The organism is Nitrospirillum karajorum (genome assembly GCF_036348415.1).
Lineage (GTDB): Bacteria > Pseudomonadota > Alphaproteobacteria > Azospirillales > Azospirillaceae > Nitrospirillum > Nitrospirillum amazonense_B.
This window is the reverse complement of the sequence record NZ_JAZBQB010000001.1, coordinates 764,396-784,792: the sequence shown is the minus strand read 5'-3', so window position 1 is coordinate 784,792 and position 20,397 is coordinate 764,396. Positions and strand designations below refer to the sequence as shown.

At 68.3% G+C, this 20,397-nt stretch carries 23 protein-coding genes; 13 read left to right on the top strand and 10 right to left on the bottom strand.

Going from position 1 to position 20,397, the window contains the following annotated elements:
- Positions 1–85: 85 nt before the first annotated feature.
- Entirely contained in the window at positions 86–724 is a 639-nt protein-coding gene (locus UCD39_RS03595) for a TetR/AcrR family transcriptional regulator (RefSeq protein ID WP_330494724.1), read from the bottom strand.
- A 63-nt stretch (positions 725–787) separates the two neighbouring features.
- Here UCD39_RS03595 and UCD39_RS03590 point away from each other — a divergent pair, with 63 nt between their 5' ends.
- The 5 genes from UCD39_RS03590 (at position 788) to UCD39_RS03570 (ending at position 3,367) form a co-directional block, all read left to right on the top strand.
- Positions 788–1,237, top strand: a complete 450-nt coding sequence (locus UCD39_RS03590; RefSeq protein ID WP_330494723.1) for a phenylacetaldoxime dehydratase family protein — start codon at positions 788–790, stop codon at positions 1,235–1,237.
- Between the two features lie 102 nt (positions 1,238–1,339).
- Positions 1,340–2,452 carry an isoaspartyl peptidase/L-asparaginase family protein gene (locus UCD39_RS03585; RefSeq protein ID WP_330494722.1) on the top strand — a complete coding sequence of 371 codons (1,113 nt, stop codon included), beginning with the start codon at positions 1,340–1,342 and terminating at the stop codon, positions 2,450–2,452.
- A 4-nt stretch (positions 2,453–2,456) separates the two neighbouring features.
- Positions 2,457–2,618, top strand: a complete 162-nt coding sequence (locus tag UCD39_RS03580; protein WP_330494721.1) for a hypothetical protein — start codon at positions 2,457–2,459, stop codon at positions 2,616–2,618.
- Between the two features lie 27 nt (positions 2,619–2,645).
- Positions 2,646–2,933, top strand: a complete 288-nt coding sequence (locus UCD39_RS03575; RefSeq protein ID WP_330494720.1) for a type II toxin-antitoxin system Phd/YefM family antitoxin — start codon at positions 2,646–2,648, stop codon at positions 2,931–2,933.
- Positions 2,930–3,367: a type II toxin-antitoxin system VapC family toxin gene (locus tag UCD39_RS03570; protein ID WP_330494719.1), complete on the top strand. Its 438-nt coding sequence runs from the start codon at positions 2,930–2,932 to the stop codon at positions 3,365–3,367. Before UCD39_RS03575 ends, UCD39_RS03570 begins: the two co-directional genes overlap by 4 nt.
- Here UCD39_RS03570 and UCD39_RS03565 read toward each other — a convergent pair whose 3' ends face one another.
- The 4 genes from UCD39_RS03565 to UCD39_RS03550 form a co-directional block, all read right to left on the bottom strand.
- Complete coding sequence (locus tag UCD39_RS03565) at positions 3,368–3,976, bottom strand: glutathione S-transferase family protein (RefSeq protein ID WP_330494718.1); 609 nt, start codon at positions 3,974–3,976, stop codon at positions 3,368–3,370. It lies immediately after the preceding gene.
- A gap of 147 nt (positions 3,977–4,123) precedes the next feature.
- Positions 4,124–4,630, bottom strand: coding sequence for a DUF1993 domain-containing protein (locus UCD39_RS03560; RefSeq protein ID WP_145732463.1), 507 nt, complete (start codon positions 4,628–4,630; stop codon positions 4,124–4,126).
- Positions 4,631–4,748: 118 nt separating this feature from the next.
- A complete protein-coding gene (locus tag UCD39_RS03555; protein WP_330494717.1) occupies positions 4,749–5,120 on the bottom strand; it encodes a hypothetical protein in 372 nt (123 codons plus the stop codon).
- Positions 5,033–7,126, bottom strand: a complete 2,094-nt coding sequence (locus tag UCD39_RS03550; protein WP_330494716.1) for a S8 family serine peptidase — start codon at positions 7,124–7,126, stop codon at positions 5,033–5,035. Before UCD39_RS03550 ends, UCD39_RS03555 begins: the two co-directional genes overlap by 88 nt.
- Before the next feature lie 338 nt (positions 7,127–7,464).
- Here UCD39_RS03550 and UCD39_RS03545 point away from each other — a divergent pair, with 338 nt between their 5' ends.
- A complete protein-coding gene (locus UCD39_RS03545) occupies positions 7,465–8,859 on the top strand; it encodes a class II 3-deoxy-7-phosphoheptulonate synthase (RefSeq protein WP_330494715.1) in 1,395 nt (464 codons plus the stop codon).
- A gap of 78 nt (positions 8,860–8,937) precedes the next feature.
- On the opposite strand, the gene UCD39_RS03540 is transcribed toward UCD39_RS03545, so the two are convergent.
- Complete coding sequence (locus tag UCD39_RS03540) at positions 8,938–9,369, bottom strand: OsmC family protein (RefSeq protein ID WP_145732457.1); 432 nt, start codon at positions 9,367–9,369, stop codon at positions 8,938–8,940.
- 269 nt (positions 9,370–9,638) lie between these two features.
- Here UCD39_RS03540 and UCD39_RS03535 point away from each other — a divergent pair, with 269 nt between their 5' ends.
- The gene (locus UCD39_RS03535) at positions 9,639–10,412 is read left to right on the top strand and encodes a hypothetical protein (RefSeq protein WP_330494714.1); all 774 of its coding nucleotides are present in this window, start codon (positions 9,639–9,641) and stop codon (positions 10,410–10,412) included.
- Positions 10,413–10,423: 11 nt separating this feature from the next.
- Here UCD39_RS03535 and UCD39_RS03530 read toward each other — a convergent pair whose 3' ends face one another.
- The gene (locus tag UCD39_RS03530; RefSeq protein WP_330494713.1) at positions 10,424–10,927 is read right to left on the bottom strand and encodes a hypothetical protein; all 504 of its coding nucleotides are present in this window, start codon (positions 10,925–10,927) and stop codon (positions 10,424–10,426) included.
- A gap of 167 nt (positions 10,928–11,094) precedes the next feature.
- Entirely contained in the window at positions 11,095–11,643 is a 549-nt protein-coding gene (locus UCD39_RS03525) for a TetR/AcrR family transcriptional regulator (protein ID WP_330494712.1), read from the bottom strand.
- A gap of 98 nt (positions 11,644–11,741) precedes the next feature.
- On the opposite strand from UCD39_RS03525, the gene UCD39_RS03520 reads away from it, so the two are divergent.
- Positions 11,742–12,611 carry an alpha/beta hydrolase family protein gene (locus tag UCD39_RS03520; protein ID WP_330494711.1) on the top strand — a complete coding sequence of 290 codons (870 nt, stop codon included), beginning with the start codon at positions 11,742–11,744 and terminating at the stop codon, positions 12,609–12,611.
- Here the strand turns inward: UCD39_RS03520 and UCD39_RS03515 are convergent.
- On the bottom strand, positions 12,608–13,324 hold the full coding sequence (locus UCD39_RS03515; RefSeq protein ID WP_330494710.1) for a hypothetical protein: 717 nt from the start codon (positions 13,322–13,324) through the stop codon (positions 12,608–12,610). The genes UCD39_RS03520 and UCD39_RS03515 overlap by 4 nt on opposite strands.
- A gap of 208 nt (positions 13,325–13,532) precedes the next feature.
- Between UCD39_RS03515 and UCD39_RS03510 the strand changes: the two genes are divergently transcribed.
- The gene (locus UCD39_RS03510; protein ID WP_330494709.1) at positions 13,533–15,893 is read left to right on the top strand and encodes a DUF6600 domain-containing protein; all 2,361 of its coding nucleotides are present in this window, start codon (positions 13,533–13,535) and stop codon (positions 15,891–15,893) included.
- A 23-nt stretch (positions 15,894–15,916) separates the two neighbouring features.
- Here UCD39_RS03510 and UCD39_RS03505 read toward each other — a convergent pair whose 3' ends face one another.
- Positions 15,917–16,234 (bottom strand): chorismate mutase, encoded by a 318-nt coding sequence (locus tag UCD39_RS03505; protein WP_145732443.1) that lies wholly within the window; start codon positions 16,232–16,234, stop codon positions 15,917–15,919.
- A 303-nt stretch (positions 16,235–16,537) separates the two neighbouring features.
- Here UCD39_RS03505 and UCD39_RS03500 point away from each other — a divergent pair, with 303 nt between their 5' ends.
- The 4 genes from UCD39_RS03500 to UCD39_RS03485 all read left to right on the top strand — a co-directional run bounded on the left by UCD39_RS03500 (position 16,538) and on the right by UCD39_RS03485 (position 20,392).
- Complete coding sequence (locus UCD39_RS03500) at positions 16,538–16,789, top strand: hypothetical protein (protein ID WP_330494708.1); 252 nt, start codon at positions 16,538–16,540, stop codon at positions 16,787–16,789.
- Positions 16,790–17,060: 271 nt separating this feature from the next.
- Positions 17,061–17,570 (top strand): hypothetical protein, encoded by a 510-nt coding sequence (locus tag UCD39_RS03495; protein WP_330494707.1) that lies wholly within the window; start codon positions 17,061–17,063, stop codon positions 17,568–17,570.
- A 203-nt stretch (positions 17,571–17,773) separates the two neighbouring features.
- The gene (locus UCD39_RS03490; RefSeq protein ID WP_330494706.1) at positions 17,774–18,982 is read left to right on the top strand and encodes a glycoside hydrolase family 27 protein; all 1,209 of its coding nucleotides are present in this window, start codon (positions 17,774–17,776) and stop codon (positions 18,980–18,982) included.
- A 150-nt stretch (positions 18,983–19,132) separates the two neighbouring features.
- Positions 19,133–20,392, top strand: a complete 1,260-nt coding sequence (locus tag UCD39_RS03485) for an alkaline phosphatase family protein (RefSeq protein ID WP_330494705.1) — start codon at positions 19,133–19,135, stop codon at positions 20,390–20,392.
- Positions 20,393–20,397: the final 5 nt, after the last annotated feature.

Sequence of the window (20,397 nt, the reverse complement as noted above, 5' to 3'; positions counted from 1 at the left end):
AAGGGCGGTTCTTGGGGGCGGCATCATCGCCTGTGGGGGACGCCCCCGTCCAGGCTTGAGGCGTCCAGGCTTCAGGCGTCCCGGTTCAGGCGTCCGGGGCCGGTGGCGCCACGGCAGCCAGGCCGGCGGTGAACAGGCTGGTCACCTGCCGTGCCAGGGCCTCGGGCACCCCCATCTCCCCAAGCACGCCGTGCAGGCGGCCATCCACCGCCAGGCAGGCCAGGCCATGGACCAGGGACCAGGCCGCGACCACGGCGGTATCGCGCCGGTCCTCCGCGACCAGTCCGGCCACCCGGGCGGACAGGATGTCATAGCCGCTGCTGGCTTTCTCTGGGCCGGCCTGTATGGAGGCGGGGGGCGTGGGTCCGGAGGCCGTGCCCGCGACCGGCGCCCCCAACATCAGGCGGAACAGGGCCGGCCGCTCACAGGCGAAGCGCACGTAGGCGATACCCTGTTCCACCAGGGCCTGGCGCGGGTCCGCCTGGGCGTCCGCCTCGGCCAGCCGGTCGCGCAAATCCGCATATCCCTGGTCCGCCACCGCCGCCAACAGGGCGGCCTTGTCGGCGAAATGGCGATAGGGCGCCATGGCCGACACGCCGGCACCCCGTGCCGCCGCGCGCAGGCTCAGCGCCTCCACCCCGCTTTCCTCCAGCAGGGTCAGGGCGGTGCGCACCAGGGTTTCGCGCAGGTTGCCGTGATGATAGCCCGCCTTCTCTGTTGACACTGTAAACATTCCCGCTGTAAATGGTCTGTATGTTTACGTAGTAAACTTCATCGTGAGGGTGCCATGCAACAGCGCCGCGCCTCGGTTGACCTGTGCGCCTATCCGGACCTGGTCGTGATCTACCTGGGTTTTCATGTGAACAGCCTGCGCGGCCTTCTCGGCCTGATGCGCCTGGGCCGGGGCCTGACCCGCATTGCCCGGGACTTTCCCGAGGGCCTGCTGGCGCATGAGCAGATCATCTACGGCCTGCGCCATATCGGCATGCGGCAATACTGGCGCGACTTGGACAGCCTGGAGCGCTTCACCCGCAGCGAACCCCACCGCACGTGGTGGCGGGAGTTCCTGGCCAAGGACAGCGGGGCCGGCTTCTGGCATGAGACCTACCGCCGCCAGGGCGGGATGGAGGCCGTCTACGTCAACATGCCCCGGCCCATCGGCTTTGGCGCCTTCGCCGATGCCCGCCCACCCACGGGCCCGTTCATGAGCGCGCGCGACCGCCTGGCCACCGGCTAACCGTTTCGACGGCGGGGTCTTTATCCTTTATCCGTTTTGCGAGACTATCGTCAGCCCCCTCTTGGGGACGGGCAAACGAAACGGCGTTGGGCGGAGGGGCATATGGGGACGAACGGGGCACGGCTGCTGGCGGGTATGGCGCTGGGCTGGGCGTTGCTGGGCGGCACCGCCCTGGCGGCGGAGAAGGCGCACCCCTGGGCGCTGGAACTGCACGGCGGCGCTGGCACCGTCGATCCCGCCAAGCTGACGCCGGAGGCGGCGGCCGCCTACCAGGCCGGCATGACCGCAGCGCTGGAAGCCGGCACCGCCGTTCTGAAGTCCGGCGGCACAGCGCTGGACGCGGTCGAGGCCGCGGTGAAGGTGCTGGAGGATGATCCCCTGTTCAACGCCGGCCGGGGTGCCGTCTTCACCGCCGCCGGCCGCAACGAGATGGACGCCGCCATCATGGATGGCGCCACCCTGAAGGCGGGATCCGTCGCCACCGTCACCCATACCCGCCACCCCATCAGCCTGGCCCGCGCCGTCATGGAAAAGACGCCGCATGTCATGCTGGCGGGCGAGGGGGCGGACGCCTTTTCCAAGGAGGCGGGCCTGGAACAGGCCGACCCCGCCTGGTTCTTCACCGAGCGGCGCTGGCAGGCGCTGGTGAAGGAGCTGACGGACAAGGGCCTGCCCGTGCCGCCGCGCCCCGTCGGCGCCCCGCCGGAACCGGACAAGCACACCCTGCTGGACCTGCGGAATTTCGAGCCGGCGGACGCCCATCGCTTCGGCACCGTGGGCGCCGTGGCCGTGGACGCCCAGGGCAACGTGGCCGCCGCCACCTCCACCGGCGGCATGACGGCCAAGCGGCCGGGCCGCATCGGTGACAGCCCCATCATTGGTGCCGGCACCTATGCCTCCAACCAGTCCTGCGCCGTTTCCGCCACCGGGTCCGGCGAATATTTCATCCGCCTGACGGTGGCGCGCGAGATCTGCGCGCTGGTGCAGTACAAGCATATGAAGCTGCAGGCGGCGGTGGATGAGGTCATTCAGCACCGGCTGACAGCCCTTGGCGGCGACGGCGGCGTCATCGCCGCCGCGCCCGACGGCACGCTGGCCTGGGGCTTCAACACCAGCGGCATGTACCGCATCCGGGTGAAGCAGGGCGGCGCGCCGGAATTCGGCATCTTCAAGGACGAGGGTGCCGCCAAGGCCCACCCCAAGAACGAGCCCTGACGCCATGCGCCGGTTCACTCCAAGGGGGCTGCTCGCGGCCTGCGCCGCCCTTTGCGTCGCCGTGATGCCGCTGGCGGCCCGGGCGGATGAGGTGGTCCCCCATGCCGGCTGGGCCGTGCTCGTGCAGGGCTATCATAATGGCGCGATCCACGGCTTTCCGGTATGATCTGGTCAGCTAGTCAGATGGTATTCTATGACCCGTAAAGCCAAGATCAGCGGCACCGTTGGCACCACCTGGAAGCTGGAAGATGCAAAGGCGCGTTTCAGCGAAGTGGTGCGGCGTGCGCGTACCGAGGGGCCGCAGACCGTGACCACGCGGGGGCGGGACCCGGTGGTGGTGATCGCCATGGAAGACCTTGCCCGGCTCACGCCGCCACAGCCTCCCCGGCAACCCCTCGTCCAGTTTCTTGAAAGTCTTTATGGCGGAGATGATCTGGAGCCGGTGCGGGATCGGGATATCGGCCGGGAAATCGACCTTTGACGACCAAGGGCTGGTTGCTGGACACGAATGTCGTCGCGGCACTGATCAACCCCAACGGTGCGCCGTCCGTAAAGAACTGGGTGTCGCAGGTGGATGAGGATCGCCTTTTCCTCAGCGTCCTAACCTTGGGCGAATATGAGAAGGGCATTTACAATCTGCCCGAAGATGACCCCCGTCGCTCCCGTATCGGCACAATCCGGGATGGGCTCACCGCCCGTTTCGAAGGACGCACGTTACCTGTCACAGAGGGGGTGGTGCGCCGATGGGGAAAGGCGGCCGGTACTGTCAAACGCCTAACCGGCCACCCACCACCCGTTATCGACACGTTGTTGGCGGCCACGGCGCTGGAGTACGGTTTGACCTTGGTCACCCGGAACGTCCAGGACGTGAGACATAGTGGTGCCGTTGTTTTCAATCCCTGGGAAACACCTTGATCACGCCGCCATAGCCTTTGCGAAGCGCTGGAAGGCCGGGCGGTCGGCCAGACGGTTGAGATAGGCGCGGAAGATCGGCTTGTCCTGGAACAGGCCCATGACATCCATGGCCCAGTACAGCATGACGCCCCACTGGGTGTCGGCGGCGGTGAAGCGGTCGCCGACGGCGTAAGCGTGGGTGGTCAAGGTGCGTTCCATGGTCGCCACCATGTCCGCGAAGGTGCCGAAGGCCGCCCCCTTGCCCTCGTACTGCCATTGATTCAGGTGCGCCACCAGGCAGGGATCCGCCACGGCGTCGACGTAAACGACACTGGTCAGGTAGGGGCCGCGGCGCGGATCGTCCAGGGCGGGGGCCAGGCCCGCCTGCGGAAAGGCGTCGGCAAGGTAGAGGGTGATGGCCGCGCGTTCCGTCACCACCACATCGCCTTGGGCCGTGGCGTGGCGGATGGCCGGCACCTTCTTGTGCGGCTGGACGGCGCGATAGCTTTCCGGGGCGCCCCCCTGGGCGTGGATGTCGATGATCTCGGTTTCATAAGGCACGCCCAACTCCTCCAGCAGATAGTGAATGCTGGAGGAACGGGTGTGCGGGCAGTGGAAGAAGGTGAGCATTCGGGGCCTCCCGGGGTTGGTGTCGGAAGGAGCCTGGCAGGGTATACTGACAGAATATGGCAGTAATCTCTTGCCCATGAAACCCGGCCAGAAAAAGGCGGCGCCCCGGGGGACGCCGCCTTCCGCTGAGGAATCCTTGGATGTCGTTTACGACCGGCCCAGGAAGTCCATCTTGCCCAGCTCCACGCCGTTGTGACGCAGGATGTCGTAGGCGGTGGTGACGTGGAAATAGAAGTTGGGCGTGGCGAAGAACAGCAGGAAGGCCTGGCCAGGGAAATGCATGTCCTCGCCCCGGATCTTCAGGGTGACGGTGCGCTCCTCACTGCCGTCGACCTGGGCCGGGGTCACGCTCTTCAGGAAGTCCACCGTCTTGGCGATACGGGCCTGCAGGTCGGCGAAGGTGGTTTCGGTATCGGGGAAGCTGGGGACTTCAATGCCGGCAAGGCGGGCGACCGCGCCCTTGGCGGCATCGCTGGCGATCTGAATCTGGCGGGCCAGGGGGTGCATGTCGGGGGCGAGGCGGGCGTTCACGAACACCGACGGGTCGATCTTCTTGGCCTCGGCATGGGCCTGGGCCTTTTCCAGGATGGCCGACAGGTTGCCGAGCAGGCGCAGGAACACCGGCACGGACGCCTGGTACATGGAAAGCGACATCGGGTGCGCTCCGATCAAGGTTGGAATGCCGGCCAAGATACGGAGCGGACGCGCGGCGGATGTGCGCCCGGTCACCCTGACACCTGAATTTCACAGGACCGGAATGGCGAACCCGTCCCTAGAACCGGAAGTTGAGGCCGACGCGGGCGACATGATCGGTCAGGCCCCGGATGTTGCCGGCGTCCTGGCGCAGTTCCAAGCTGGTGTTCAGGGTCAGGGCCTGGCCCCAGCGGCCGGTGGCCACGGGGGCCGCGTAGGTCAGGGCCATGTCGGTTTCCGCCCCGTCCGGTCGCAGGGAAACCCGGGTCGGCACCGTGGTGGCGTATCCCTGGTCGTCCACGCTGGTCATCAGCAGGGTGGCGCTGCCGGCCACCACCCGCAGGGGCCGGCGCCAGAGGGCCGTCAGGCTGTCGCCCGCCGCGATGGCATCGCGCTGGGCCAGCGCCAGGCCGTAGGACCGGGACAGCAGCGGGCCGATGCCGCTGACCACGCCCTGGGCGTTGTCCGCCCCCCGGTGCGCGCCAGGCTGGCATCCAACATCAGGCTGCCGCCCTGCCACAGGGTCATCGCGGTCGCCACACCCACCGAGACAGTGTTGTTGTGGTCGCCCAGTCCTAGGACGCCGCCGCCGCGATACCGGCTGCCCAGCAGGCCGTCGCGTTCATCCAATAGGCTGGCGGTCAGGCTGGTGGTCCAGCCCCGCGCCAGGGTCCAGTTCAGGCCGGCGGCCACGGCGTCGGCCCGGCGGTCCCAGCCGGCCCCCGTCAGTACCGGACCACGCCAGGGGTTCCAGTCGGCGCCCAGGTCGCGGCGATCCGTGCCGTCCAGCGCCGAGGCGCCCGACCAACTGACGGCCAGCCGCGCGCCGCCCAGGGCGCGGCCCAGCCAGCCGTCCAGATCCGCCCCCAGGGCCGCGAAGCCGCCGCCCTGGGCTAAACCGGTGAGGGCGGTCGACACGCCCAGGGTGCCGGCGGCGTCGGCCACCGCTGTGCCGCCGCCCCATAGCGCCTGCGCGAAGGATGCCGAGGCCGGGAAGCCCCTGCCGGTGGCGAGCGTCAGGCCACCCTGGCTGTAGGCCAGGGCCCAGCCGTCGCGGCCGGCATAGCCCTCGCGCCCTGCCAGGGGCAGGCTGGCCGGGAAGGCCCGCGCGCTGGCGCCGCCAACGCTGGCATCGCCGGTATAGGCCAGCGTCAGGCTACCGCCATCGGCGAACTTGCTGCTGCTGGTCGTCACCATGGGCGCTGGCAGGGCCGCGACGATGGACGACGCGGACACCGGCTGCTTGGCGATCAGGCCGCTGAGGTTGACGGTGAAGTTGCGCTGATAGCCGTCGAAGGCGGTATAGGCCGCCAACTGGGCGCTGATGCTGTTCAGCGCGCCCAGCGCGCCGCCGGTGATCAGCGCGCCGCTCAGGCTGGTGACGGGCAGGGACTTGCCGTTGGCCTGCACCACCGACAGCGTTCCCAGCGGCTTGAACGCCGCCGTCAGGTTCATAAGGCCGTTGCCGTACGTGCTGTCCACGCCCTTGGTGCCCATGTCGGTGGCGGAAGCGAACAGGACGGCGGTGGCGGTGCCGTTGCGGTACAGCACGGGCCACGTCGCCTCCAGCAAGGCGACGGCGCCGGACACCATGGGCGCCGCCATGGAGGTGCCGCTCCAGTAGGCCAGGGCGTTGCTGCCATACTGGATGCCGGGCGCGACGATGCTTTCCCCTGGCGCCATCAGCCAGAGCGAGGCGTAGCTGACCCGCGTGGTGCCGGCGATGGCCGATCCGGCACCGGGCGTGTTGGAAAAGCTGGACAGCTTGTTGGCGCCGTTGACCGACCCGGCAAAGGCCAGGTGGGTCAGCGCGGCGGCGGACAGGCCGCCGGTGTTGGCGCCGCCGTTCAGCACGGTCGCGGAGTTGCCGCCGGCGTACACCAGCACCGCCCCCTTGGCGGCCGCGTAGTTGATGGCGGAGACGATGGCGCTGGTGGGCAGATAGGTCAGCGACAGGTTGATGACCCGGGCGCCGGCGTCGGCGGCCTTGATGATGCCGTTGGCGACATCCACGTCGCTGCCGCTGCCGCCGACGTTCAACGCCTTTTCCGCCAGGATGGTGGCCTTGGGCGCGATCCCGGCCATGCCGCCGCCCGAGCTGGTGACGGCACCGGCGGCGATGGCGGCTGTGGCGGTGCCGTGGCCGTTGTCGTCGGTATAGGCCTTGGGGCAGGTGAAGGTGCGCGCCGCGCAGGCGGAGGCGGTGGACACGCGGCCCGCGACGTCCGCCTGGGTCGCCACCAGGCCGGTATCGACCACGCCGATGGTGATGCCGCTGCCGCCGGTGGCCGCCACCTCAATGGCGTTGGTCAGGCCCAGTTGCGACCACCAGCTGGAGGAGTAGCCCGGCGCGTAGGTCTGCGCAGTCGCCATCCCGGGGACGAAGAGGCCGGCCAGCAAGCCCAGGCGGGCCAGAGGAGCGAAGGTGGCGCGCGGGCGCGTGTGCTGGGCGGTCATACCATGTCTCCCGGGCGCCTTTGGCGGCCCCGCGACCTGCCCGTTCTGGGCATGCGAAGGCGCCCAGTCTAATCCAATTTGCCTAGGCCTGTGCACTGCCATCTGGATAGGTGGCTTTGGTTCGAGGACGGGCGCCGTCGGCAACCGCGTTTGCTGGGTAACAGTAATGCGCAAAAAGCCCCCAAGAAGACTGGAAAAGTATAAAATGGGGCAGTACATAACGAGACCGGCTTGTTGCCAGACTAGAGGGGCCTTCCGCCCGCGACCTGGGTAATCCCCCGGCGCTACTCTTAACGTCTTGGGATACGGGGCGGTTTTCGGGTTTCACGAGGTGGGTCATGGCACTGGAAAAGGCGGGGCGCTGGGCGCCCGATAGCTGGCGGTCTCGGGAAGTGCGGCAGATGCCGTCATATCCGGACATGCGGCGCCTGGAGGCTGTTGAGGCCCGCCTGGCCAATTACCCGCCGCTGGTCTTCGCCGGCGAGGCCCGGCGCCTGAAGGACCACCTGGCGCGGGTGGCCAAGGGCCAGGGTTTCCTGCTGCAAGGCGGCGACTGTGCCGAGAGCTTCGCCGAATTCCACCCGAACAACATCCGCGACACCTTCCGCGTGATGCTGCAGATGGCGGTGGTGCTGACCTTCGGTGGCGCCACGCCGGTGGTGAAGGTCGGCCGCATGGCTGGCCAGTTCGCCAAGCCGCGCTCCGCCGACCTGGAGGAGATCGGCGGTACCGCGCTGCCGTCCTACCGGGGCGACATCATCAACGGCTTCGACTTCACCGCCGACGCGCGGGTGCCGGACCCGGAGCGCATGGTGCAGGCCTACAACCAAGCCGCCAGCACCCTGAACCTGCTGCGCGCCTTCGCCCAGGGCGGTTATGCCGACCTGCACAAGGTGCACCAGTGGAACCTGGGCTTCGTTGACCGCAGCCCGCAGGGTGAGCGGTACCGCGATCTGGCCAACCGCCTGGATGAGACGCTGGCCTTCATGGCCGCGTGCGGCATCACGGCGGAAACCACGGCCCAGATCCGCGAGACGGAGTTCTTCACCAGCCACGAGGCGCTGCTGCTGCCGTACGAGCAGGCGTTGACCCGCATCGACAGCACGACGGGCGATTGGTACGACGTTTCCGCCCACATGCTGTGGATCGGCGACCGCACCCGCCAGCCCGACGGCGCCCATGTGGAATTCCTGCGCGGCGTGAAGAACCCCATCGGCCTGAAGTGCGGCCCGACCACCGATCCGGATGAGCTGATCCGCCTGATCGACATCCTGAACCCAACGGATGAGGCCGGCCGCCTGACCCTGATCGCCCGCATGGGGCATGACAAGGTGGGGGACAAGCTGGCGCCGCTGCTACGCCGCGTGCGCGACGAAGGCCGCACCGTGGTGTGGAGCTGCGACCCCATGCACGGCAACACCGTCAAGTCGGCCACCGGCTACAAGACGCGGCCGTTCGAGCGCATCCTGGCCGAGGTGCGGGGCTTCTTCGACGCCTGCCGGGCGGAGGGCGTGCATGCCGGCGGCGTGCATTTCGAGATGACGGGCCAGGACGTGACGGAGTGCACGGGCGGCGCCCAGGCCATCACGGAGCATGCTTTGGCCCAGCGCTACCACACCGCCTGCGACCCGCGCCTGAACGCCAATCAGGCCTTGGAACTGGCCTTCCTGGTCGCTGAGGGCCTGAAGGCCTCCCGCACTGGTCAGCCCCGTCGGACAGAGGCTGCCGAGTAAGGGCTGTTTCGGTATCGACATGAAACGGGCGGGGCCTCGCGGCACCCGCCCGTTTTTTTCTGCGCTGGGCGGCGGCGATCAAGCCAACGCGGCGTCGAGCGTGATCTCGGCGTTCAGCACGCGGGAAACCGGGCAGTTGGCCTTGGCCTCGGCGGCGATGTCCTGGAACTTGCCGGCCTCGATGCCCGGCACCTTGGCCCGCACCGTCAGCTTGACGGCGGAAATGCGCCAGCCGGCACCCTCGCCCTCCATGGTCAGCAGCGCGTCGGACTTGATCTCTTCGGGGGTGAAGCCGGCGCCCGAGAGCATGAAGGCCAGCGCCATGCTGAAGCAGCCGGCGTGGGCGGCGGCGATCAGTTCCTCCGGGTTGGTGCCTTTGCCGTCGCCGAAACGGGCGATGTAGGAATAGGGCACGCTGGACAGGGTGGCGCTCTGCGTCGTCAAGGCGCCGTCGCCGTCCTTGCCCGTGCCATGCCAGACGGCATTGGCGGTGCGCTTCAACTGGGCCATGCGATCTCTCCTCGATGGGGGGTACACCCTTGGCCGATCTATCGACGGGCCGGGCGATGGGGATAGACTAACAAGCTATCGTGTCAGTTCCATGCGGATGTCCCGCGATGCGCTGGCCGCAACCAGTACGGGCCCGCAATGCATCACTTTCGCCTTCTCTCGTCCGTCTGCCCGGGACATGCCCGGTGACGGGGCGATCGTTTTGGTTGGTGTTGTGCAGCCTTTGCGCGGGCGTCATCCTGCTTCCCGCCACGAATGCGCGGTCCCAGGTGTCGTACCAGGATCGGGCCTGGCAGCGAGTGGACCCGGCGACCCTCGCCTTCCGGGGTGAAATCCTGCCCCGGCGTTTCCTGCCGGGGGAACATCCGCTGGGGGATGCCGACCTGCTGGCCCGCAACCTGACGGCGGAGACACGGACCCTGGTGCTGGATTCCGGCGGCGGCGACGTGACGGTCGCCCTGGCCATGGCGCGCCTGATCCATGATCGCGGGCTGGATGTCAGGGTCGACGGACGCTGTGCCTCGGCTTGCGCCCTGCTGCCCTTCCTGGCGGGGCGGCACAAGGTGGTGGCACCCGGCGCCGTGGTGGAATTCCACTCCACCAACAGCCTGGATCCGCGCGACACCCCGGACGCGCGCGCCCGGCTGACGCGGGAAATGGAGGCGATCCGTGGACAATTGCCCGACCTGTCCCGGGATGGCGTCACGATCACGCCGCCGGACCTGGGGGGCGCCACCGTGGACGCCATCCTGGCCGCCCGGCGGGGCAACGCTGCGCAATTGCGTCAGGCCATCGCCGGGCTCTATGGGGAATGGGGGATGGCCCCCGCGCTGCTGGATGACATCGACCGGGCGACCGACGCCTACCTGGCCGGCCATCCCGGCCTGTTGCGCGACCAGGTCTGGTGGTGGTTTCCCTCCAGCCTGATGACGGAGCGCTACGGTGTCACCGGGTTGGACGCCAGTCTAGTGACGGCCGACACGCTGATGCGCCTGGGCCGGGAGGTGGGCGGCATCCACCTGTCGGCGGAACACCGGCCCTGACGCGTTCCGGCTTATGAACTGTGAGGATCCATCCACCACCGGCGGCTCAGGGTTTTCACGTCGTCCATCTGCCGGTCCAGCACGCCCAGCATCCCCCCGGTCCAGGTTTCGAATGCGGCGCCGCCATCCAGGGTCCGCACGTTTTGGGGCAGGGTGCGGATCAGGGCGGCAATGTTCTGTCCCTGGCCGTAATCATGCCCCAGTTGCCGGAAATAGAACCCGGGCAGGATGAAGCGGGGCGCGCCCCGGTAGGCGAGAACGACCGTGTCGTAGCTGTGTTCGTTCAGCGCGGCCGCGGCTTGCAACAGGACACGCAAGACGTCCAACGGCGTGGCGGTGCGCTGGGCGCCCCACACGTCCACCACCAGCGTCCCCGGCAGGACCAGGGCCCGGTGGTAGGCCACGACGTGGACGGTGCTGTTGGCGGGATCCTGATCCAAGGCCCGCGCCACGGGCAGGGTGACGCTGGCCAGGTTCCACCCGGCGACCATCGCGGCCACGACGGCCAGGCCCAAGGCCCCTTTCGCCCACTTGATCAAAACCCAACCTCGCCAACCAACGCGTTGGCGTCATGCTAGCGCGCCCAGGAAGGAATGCAATCCATAGGCGTAAAATGCCGCAATATTAATCTGTTAACGGGTAAGCTCTTCTACCTTTGTATTCAGACGGGCCGTTACCTGGCTTACAGCACCATGGCTGCGGCCAACCGGAACGGCGCCCGGCTGCGTTGCACCCGCGCCAGCAGCCAGGCACCCTCCAGCGCGATGAAGAATCGCGCCGCGCGTTCGCGCGGATCGCTGACCCCTAGACGCTCGGCATGTCCCGCCGTGCGCGCCGCCCAATCCTCCAGCACCTCCGCCACGACGACGGACAGGCGGGTGGACTCCGGTATGGCACCGATGACCAGGGCGGTGACGGGGCAACCGTCGCGCCAGTCCGACGCCTCGAACCAATCGGCGATGGTGTCGGCCAGGGCCTGCACACCGTCGGCAAAGGTGGGGGCGTCGGCGAACGCCTGGTCGATCATGCGGCCGATGCGGTGGCCCGCCAGCCGGGCCGCCTCTTCCGCCAGCTCTTCCTTGCCGCCGGGGAAGTGATGGTAGAACGAGCCCTTCGGGGCGCCGCTCACGGCGATGATCTCATTCAGGCCGACGCCATTGTAGCCCCTGCGCCGGAACAGGGTCACGGCGGTATCAACGAAGTGCTTCTTGGCATCGGACAGGCGTGGCATGCCTCTTCATGCCAATTGTATGTCGGTCGGTCTAGTGATATCCATTCTATGGTGATCGCCATAGAATGGATCACCAACCGCACGACAAGGGGGGATGGATGCCGGAGGGCGCAGTGGAACAGGCGGTGGACTTCGCCACCCCGGACGGCGCCCTGTTGGCTGGCCGGCTGACGCTGCCGCCTCACGGGCGGGAACCGGCGCTGGCGATCGTCCTGCATGGGGCCACAGGTGTGCCCCGCGATTACTATCGCCGCTTCGCCGCATGGCTCTCCGTTGCCAAGGATGCGGCGGTGCTGACCTATGATTATCGGGATTTCGGTGCTTCCGCCGCCGGTCCGGTCAGCCGGTCGGATGCCACCATGGCCGCATGGGGGGTGGTCGACCAAGCCACGGCGCTGGATCACGTGTGTCAGCGGTATCCCCAAGCCGAGATTTGGGTCGTCGGCCATTCATTGGGCGGCATGTGCCTGCCCTTCCATGCCAGTGCCGGACGCGTGGCGCGGTTGATCGCCGTGGCTTCCGGCCCCGCCTATTGGACCAAGCATCCCTGGCGCTACATGCCCGCGGTCATCGCGTTCTGGTTCCTGCTGGGGCCGCTGGCGACCCTGATGTGCGGCTATCTGCCGGGTCGCCTGTTGGGCCTGGGCGCGGACCTGCCCAAGGGGGTGTTCTGGCAATGGCGGCGCTGGTGCCTGTCCCGTGGCTTCTACCGGGCCGACTGGGGGCGGACCATGCCCCATCCGGTGCCGGACCGCATGACTGGATCGGTGACCTTGGTCGGCATCGCGGATGATGACATGATGCCGCCGGAGAGGGTGCGCCGGTTGGCGGAATTTTATCCCGCCGCGACCATCCGTCACCGCGTCATAACCCCGGCGGAGGCTGGGGCGAAGGCCATCGGGCACTTGCGCCTGTTCGCTGAGCGCAATGCCCAGGCGTGGCCGCTGTTGCTGGAGGGGGGCGTTTAGGCGGCCACGGCCGCCGGCGGCGTCACCGCGCGCTCCAGGCGGCCCAACAGGGTGCCGAACAGGGCGGTTTCCAGGGCGCACATCCGGCCCAGGCGCACCGGGTCCCAGGCGCCCAGCGCCTTCAGCCGGTCCGCCATGTCACCGAGATGGCCTTGCTCCTCCGCCAGCAGGCTTTTCAGCGAGATCCGCGACCCCGCCTGGCGCAGCGCCGTCTCATACAGGTGGTAGAACCACACGGCGCGGAATTCCACAATCAGCGACACATGCAGGTACAGCACCTTTGAGCGGGGCGGCTCACCGGCCAGCGCCTGCTCCACGCCGATGTCCAGCTTCTGGAAGTACAGCCGCCCAGCGGCCGGGGACAGCAAATCAGCCTGGACGTAGTCCAGCGGGCGGCGGGCCACCGCCTCGGCCTGACGTTTGAAGAAGAAGGCGTGGCGGGCCTCTTCCGCCAGGTGCTTCAGTGTCGGCAGGTCCATGCCGGGGCCGTGCTGGGTGGCCATGATCTTGTTGCTGCCCATATGCTCCATGAGGGATAGCTCATTCATGAAGCGGGCATGCGAGAGCGGCGTGCGCAGCACGTTGGCCAGGAAGGCCCGGACCCGGGGAACGAGGGGGGCGTTGTCGGTTTCGAACATGCCCCGCACTGTTTCCAAGGGGACCGCCCCCAACGGGACCGTGTCGGGGGAAACCGCATCCAAAGACTGCTGCATGACCTCAATCCTATTCACTCGGACCTTCACGCCGGCCGGCGCGCCGATTTGGAACTTTGGCGCGGGGCCGCACTGTGCGCGTGCCTTTTGGTGCCGGGCAACATGAATCGCATCCTGTCCAAATAGGGGCCATCATTCGGCGCAGTTATGCCACCATCGGGGAGCAGCCTGACATGGATCGAGGATAACCAGGGTGGATTCCGCCATCATGTCCAGTTTCATCGTGCCCCGGCGCTCCGCCGTTCTGCGCGGCACCATGACCGCGCTGGCGGTTTTATTGGCCTTCTCCCCCGTGATGAGCGGCACGGCGCGGGCCCAGGAAGGGCCGTCCGCTTACGACGATGGCGGCGACCAGTACGCCGGCGATCCGCCCGCCCGCGTGGGACGCCTGGCACGGGTGCAGGGCACCGTGTCCTTCCATACCGCGGATGGAACGCAGTGGAATCCCGCCATCCCCAACTATCCGCTGACCAGCGGCAACGCCCTGTGGACCGAGCCAGGTTCCAGCGCCACCGTCGACGTGTCCACCACCCGCCTAGTGATGGACGGGGCCACCGAGTTGGACATCGACACGCTGGATGACCGCAACATGAGCGCCGACTTGGCGCAAGGACGCGTCTATGTCCGGGTTCGGGGCCTGTTGCCGGGCGAAAGCTACAGCGTGCGCACGCCGCGCGGCACCGTGACGCTGGACGCCCCCGGCCGCTATGAGATCGTGGCGGGCGACACCGAAACCCCAACGCGCGTCACCGTGCTGGAGGGGGCGGCGCGCGTCGGCGGGCAGGGGTTATCCCTGAGCCTCAACGGCGGTCAGACGGGTGAAATCACGGGCGACACTCCGCCCAATGTCGATGTCCGCCCCGCCGATCATGATTCCTTCCTTGTCGCCATGCTGCGGGCCGACCGTGTCGGTTCCTCCACGTCGCCGGCGGCGGTGGCCGCCATGCCAGGCGCCGACGACCTGAATGAATACGGCAGTTGGCAGGCGACGCCTCAATACGGCCAGGTCTGGTATCCCCAAGTGGATCCCGGCTGGGTCCCCTACCGCGATGGCCATTGGGCCTACGTCGCGCCCTGGGGGTGGACCTGGATCGACAATGCGCCCTGGGGCTTCGCCCCCTTCCATTACGGACGCTGGGTAGATGTCGGTGGCCGGTGGGCATGGGCCCCGGCGGGCGCCGTGGTCACCGTCGGTCCGCCGCCCCCGCCGGTCTATGCCCCGGCGCTGGTGGCGTTCTTCGGAGCGGGCGTGGCCATCGGGGTTTCCATCGGCGGTCCCCATTACGCCGATCATCCTCCGGTCGGCTGGTGCCCGTTGGGGTGGCAGGAGCCCTACCATCCCTGGTATCGGGCCAGCCCGCGCTATGTCGAATATGTGAACAGGCCGGTGGTGCGCGACATCACGGTCATCCACAATGTCACCAACGTCACGAACGTCACCAATATCACCATCAACAACTTCGCCAATCGCCGCGGCGCCTCGATGATGCCGGCCGATGCCATGGTCGCGGGGCGTTTCGGCCACCGCGACGATGGCGCACGCCCTTGGGATGGCCGGCAGTTCGCCGACGCTCGCATGGTGGTGGGCCGGCCCCCGGTGCAGCCGACGGCCGCCACCCTGGGCGTCACGCCCCAGATGGCGCAGCGCCTGCACCTGCCGGGGCCGCCGCCAGGCATGGGGGGCGGTCAGCCCCCGCCCAGCCCCGGTCCCCAATTCCAGCCCCATCCGCCGGGTGGTCCGTCCCGTCCCCTGGACCTGCGTGGCCCCGGCGGTGGACCCCATCCCGACGCCGCCCAGGCGGGCGCTTTCCGCCCTGGCGATCCGCGGGGTGACAGGCCGGGCTTCGATCATGCCGGGGGCATCCGCGCCCTGGACCGTCGCGCCGATGAGCCGGGCTTCCGCGCCAACTCTCCGGCGCCCAACCCATCCTCGCCCAACCCCATGGCACCCAACGCCCCGACACCCAATGCCGCCGCGCAGGGGCGGCCTATGACCCAGCTTGGCGCGTCCCCGGCGAGCCCGCTGCCACCGTTGGCCAACCACAACCAACCGCCCGGCCCGCCCGCCTGGCGCGGCCGCCCCGGTCCGTCGATGGAGCCGTCGGCGCCCCATTCACCCACGCCGACTCCACCCGCGCCTGGCCAGCCGGCCGCCCCGGCACCGCAACACCCGGCGCCGGCCCAGCCGCAACCCCATCCGCCTCAGCCTCAGTCGCAGGCGACGCACCAGCCTGAACGGCCCCAGCAGGATTTCCAGAGGGATTTTCACCGGGATTTCCAACGGGATTTCCGGCGGGACATTCCTCAGCCGGCCGGACGGCCGGAGGGGCCTCAGATGCGGCCGCAATCACCGCCGGAGCCCCAGCTCCACAGGGACGCGGAGCATCGGCCCCAGCCCCCGCAAATGCCACCGCCGCACATGCCACCGCCCCAGGCGCGGCCGGAGCCGCCGCACGCGCCCCCGCCGCAACAGCAGCACCCGCAACCGCCGCAGCATCATCCAGAGCCGCAGAAGCCGCAACCGGCACCGGGGCGCAATAATGATGCGCCCCAGCCCCATGGTCCCTGACCCGACAGCCCCGGATCGCTATCTCAGGCCTGGTCCGCCGCCCGGAAGCTGTCGTGGTGGCGGATGACCTCCTTGATGATGAAGGTCAGGAACTTGGTCGCGAAATCGGGGTCCAGGTTCGCCCCCTCTGCCAGGCGGCGCAGACGTTCGATTTGCGCCGCCTCCCGGCCGGGGTCGCTGCTCGGCAGGTCGATACGCGCCTTCAGCGCGCCGACCTGCTGGGTGCATTTGAAGCGCTCCGCCAGCATGTAGATCAGGGCGGCATCGATGTTATCGATGCTGTCGCGCAGGCGCTTCAGCTCGGGATGGATGGCGGGGGCAGGGTGCTCGGCGCCGGACATGGCCACTCCTTGAATTCGCAGACGGCGCCGACAGTACAGTCCAGCGGCCGGGATCGTCAGTGAAAATTATAAGCGGCCGTTTATAACAAACGATCGCAGCTACCCCAAAAGGTGGAAGGGGCGGTCCGGAAATCCGGGAAAAGCGTACTGAATTTGCGTTGGCGCGTCGGGCCGGGGGGCCGTGCCCCGCCTCGGGATGGTCTTATTGAATCCCGCGGCGCGGCGTTTTTTCGCCACCTTTGGGCGGTCTCCTGAACAGGCCCGGAAGCACCGGGAACTGTTTCCGTCAGAAGGATTGAGATCATGCCCGTCCTGACCCGCCCCACCACCAGTCCGTCGCCCGTTGGCCAGTTCTGGGGCCAGTCCTGGCGCCGTCGCGGGATCGCTGCCCTGACCTTGGCCTTCGGCCTGGCGTTGGCGCCGCTGATGACGGCGGGCAGCGCCCAGGCGGAGGTGATGCACCATCGGGCGGCTCACCGCCCCCATCATCACCACCATCACCATCATCACGCCGTGCACCATGTTCACCACCGGGTGGCCCACCCGCACGGCTAATCCGGCCATCGGTGCTGCGGCGCCTGCTGGGTAATGCGCGCCCCGGTGGAACCGGGCGGTTCCCCGGGGCGTTTTTGATGCGGATACGATTTGAAGCCAGCAGGGGGCTGCCAGCAGGTGTTTGGCGGCAAGCCTTTTGCGGAGCAAAGGGCATACGCCCCACTCGCATCACATTATTTGCGGTGTTGCGACTTCTTTTTGCCACCTTTGGCCGCTCCCCTGACGGCACCCCTCTCATGAGGCCCTTTCAATGAGGAATGGAGGACGACCCATGTTCACGAAGTTGACCACCGCGGGATGGGCCCGCACGGCGACCGCGCTGACCCTGGCCGCCGGGCTGGCGTCCGCCCCCGTTCTGAATGCCGCCGCCTGGGCGCAGACAGCGCCGCCGGAGGGCACCCCCATGCCGGGCACCCCCCAGGCGGGGGATACCCAGCCGCCTGGCCCGGATGCAACCACCCCCAGCCCGTCCAATGCCCATAGCCTGCCGGCCGACCGCAGCGGCCCGGACATGTCCTCGCCCTCGACCATGCCGCCGGCGCCCTCGGACCAGAGCGGTCCCATGGCGTCCCCGTCCGCCCCGGCGGTGACGGAAAAGCCGCCGGTGGTCCAGCCCTTGCCTCCGCACGATCCCAATGACGACAAGGGCAAGGCCCACAAGGCGTCCAAGAAGTCCGGCAAGCACACGTCCCACCATAAGAAGATGGACGGTGATGACGGGGACGCCGCGCCGTCCGGCGACAGTGGCGCCACCGGGCAGCCGGACATGCCGCACCTGTAACCTACCTTTTCGCACGCCGCTTGGTGTGAATGGCAAACCCCCGGGGCTTCCATCCCCGGGGGTTTTGTCGTTGGGGGACGGGCCTGACGCCCGAGAATGAATTGTGAGGATGGCATATTAATCGTATAATTAAGACGTAAGGCGACATCCCGCCCAACAAAGGGCCCCACGGCATAACGGGGCTGGAACGGAGGAGACGTTCGATGCGAAAAATCATCTTGGCCCTGGCGGCCCTGCTTCTGATACCGCTGCTGACCTTGGCCCACCCGGCCAAGGCGGAGGATCGCAAGGAGCCGCCCCGCCAGCCCAACGGTCTGGCCCTGACCCCGCCCATGGGCTGGAACACCTGGAACAAGTTCGCCTGCGAGATCAACGAGGAGGTGATCCGCAAGGCCGCCGACGCCCTTGTGAGCAGCGGCATGGCCGCCGTGGGATACAAGTATGTGGTGATCGACGATTGCTGGCACGGTGCGCGCGACGCCCACGGCGACATTCAGGCCGACCCGGCGCGCTTTCCGTCGGGCATAAGGGCGCTGGCCGACTATATCCATGCCAAGGGCCTGAAGTTCGGCATCTATTCCGATGCGGGCCGCCTGACCTGCGCCGAGCGGCCGGGCAGCCTGGGGCATGAGTACCAGGACGCGGCCCAGTATGCCGCCTGGGGGGTGGATTACCTGAAATACGATTGGTGCTTCACCGGCACGCAGGACGCCAAGGCCGCCTACACCCTGATGAGCGACGCGTTGCGCGCCTCGGGCCGCGACATCGTCTTCAGCATGTGCGAATGGGGCACCGCCAAGCCCTGGCTGTGGGGCCGTAACGTCGGCAACCTGTGGCGCAGCACCTGGGATATTTATGACGGCTGGCAGGGCCGGCAGGGTAATTCGCTGGGGGTGATGGACATCCTGGACCAGATGGCGGAGCTCTATCCCTATGCCGGCCCCGGCCACTGGAACGACCCCGACATGCTGGAGGTCGGGAACGGCGGCATGTCGGATACCGAGTACCGCGCCCACTTCAGCCTATGGGCCGTGCTGGCCGCCCCACTTATCGCGGGCAATGACCTGACCACCATGACGCCGGCAATCAAGGCCATCCTGACCAATACCGAGGTCATCGCTGTGGACCAGGACCCCTTGGGCGCCCAAGGCCGCCGTGTGGCCAAGCAGGGGGACCTGGAGGTTTGGGCCCGGCCCCTGGCCAGCGGTGACAGGGCCGTCGTCCTGCTGAACCGGGGCACGGCGCCCGCGACGATCACCGTCAACTGGCCGGACCTGGGATATCCGGCGAAGCTGCCGGCCAAGGTGCGCGACCTGTGGCAGGCCAAGGACCAGGGCACGTCCAAGGGCAGCTACACCGCCGAGGTGGCGGGGCACGGCGTCGTCATGGTGACGATCCGCCCGGCCGTCTGACGCCCCCGCGCCCCTTTTTCCCGACGGGTGCCGCAGCCTTGCCGCGTGTCAGTGCCTCAGTAGCGCGGGAAAAAGGGGCGGTTTGGCATCATGGGGGTTATGTGGAATCGGGCCAGGAGTGCAGGGCAGCGGCTGGGGCAGGCTTTTGCCGTGGGGGCATTGGCCGCCCTTGCCGCGTGCGTCGACATTCCGGACGGAGCGCCGCTGCCGGACGCTGCGGCGCCACCTCCGCCGGCCTATGTGGTCGACGCCGTGCCGCCGCCCTTGATCCTGGTGTCCATCGATGGCTTCCGGGCCGACCTGATCGACCGGGGCCAGACGCCCACGCTGTCGGCGCTGGCGGCGGATGGCGTGAGGGCCCAGGCCATGCGGCCGTCCTTTCCGTCGCTGACCTTTCCCAACCATTACACGCTGGTGACGGGGCTCTACCCCGATCACCACGGCGTTGTGGACAACAATATGGAGGACGAGGTGCTGGGGCGTTTCGCCTACAGCGACCGCGACGCCGCGGGCGACGCCCGCTGGTGGAACCAGGCGACGCCCCTGTGGGTCAGCGTGCAGGAAGCGGGGCGCCACAGCGCCACCATGTTCTGGCCGGGGTCCGAAGCGCCCATCCAGGGGGTGCGGCCCGACCATTGGTTGCCCTTCGATGCCAAGATGGCGCCGGACCAGCGGGTGGACACCGTGCTGGGTTGGCTGGACCTGCCGGGCGACCAGCGACCCGCTTTCCTGACGCTTTATTTCGATCAGGTCGACCATGCGGAGCATGAGGCCGGGCCGGCCAGCCCGGCGGCCGACGCGGCCGCCGCCCAGGTGGACCGGGCACTGGCCCGCCTGGTGGAAGGCTTGAAGCGGCGGGGACTGTTCGATGGGGTGAACCTGGTCATCGTCTCGGACCACGGCATGACCGCCACGTCGCCGGACCGCCGTATCGTGCTGGATGACCGGGTGGACATGGCCGCGCTGCATGTGGTGACGACTGGTCCGCTGGCGACCCTGAGCGTCGACCCCGCCCGGCCGGAGGTGGCGGCCCGCCTGCTGAGCCGGCAGGACCATATGGAGTGCTGGCGCAAACAAGATGTGCCACCGCGTTTCCACTACGGCCGTAACGAGCGGGTGCCGCCCATCCTCTGCCTGGCGGACGAGGGCTGGGTGATCACCAACCGCGCCACCCTGGCCGCTCGCAAGGACAAGCCGGTCACCTTGGGCGAGCACGGCTACGACAACGCGCTTCCCGCGATGCGCGCGCTGTTCGTGGCCCACGGCCCCGCCTTCCGCCACGGTGTGGTGGTGCCGGAATTCCCCAACGTCGACGTCTATCCCCTGCTGGCCCGTTTGGTGAGCATTCGGCCCGAACGCAACGATGGCCATGTCGAGGACGTGCTGGACATGCTGCGTCCGGGGTTCTAGCCCCA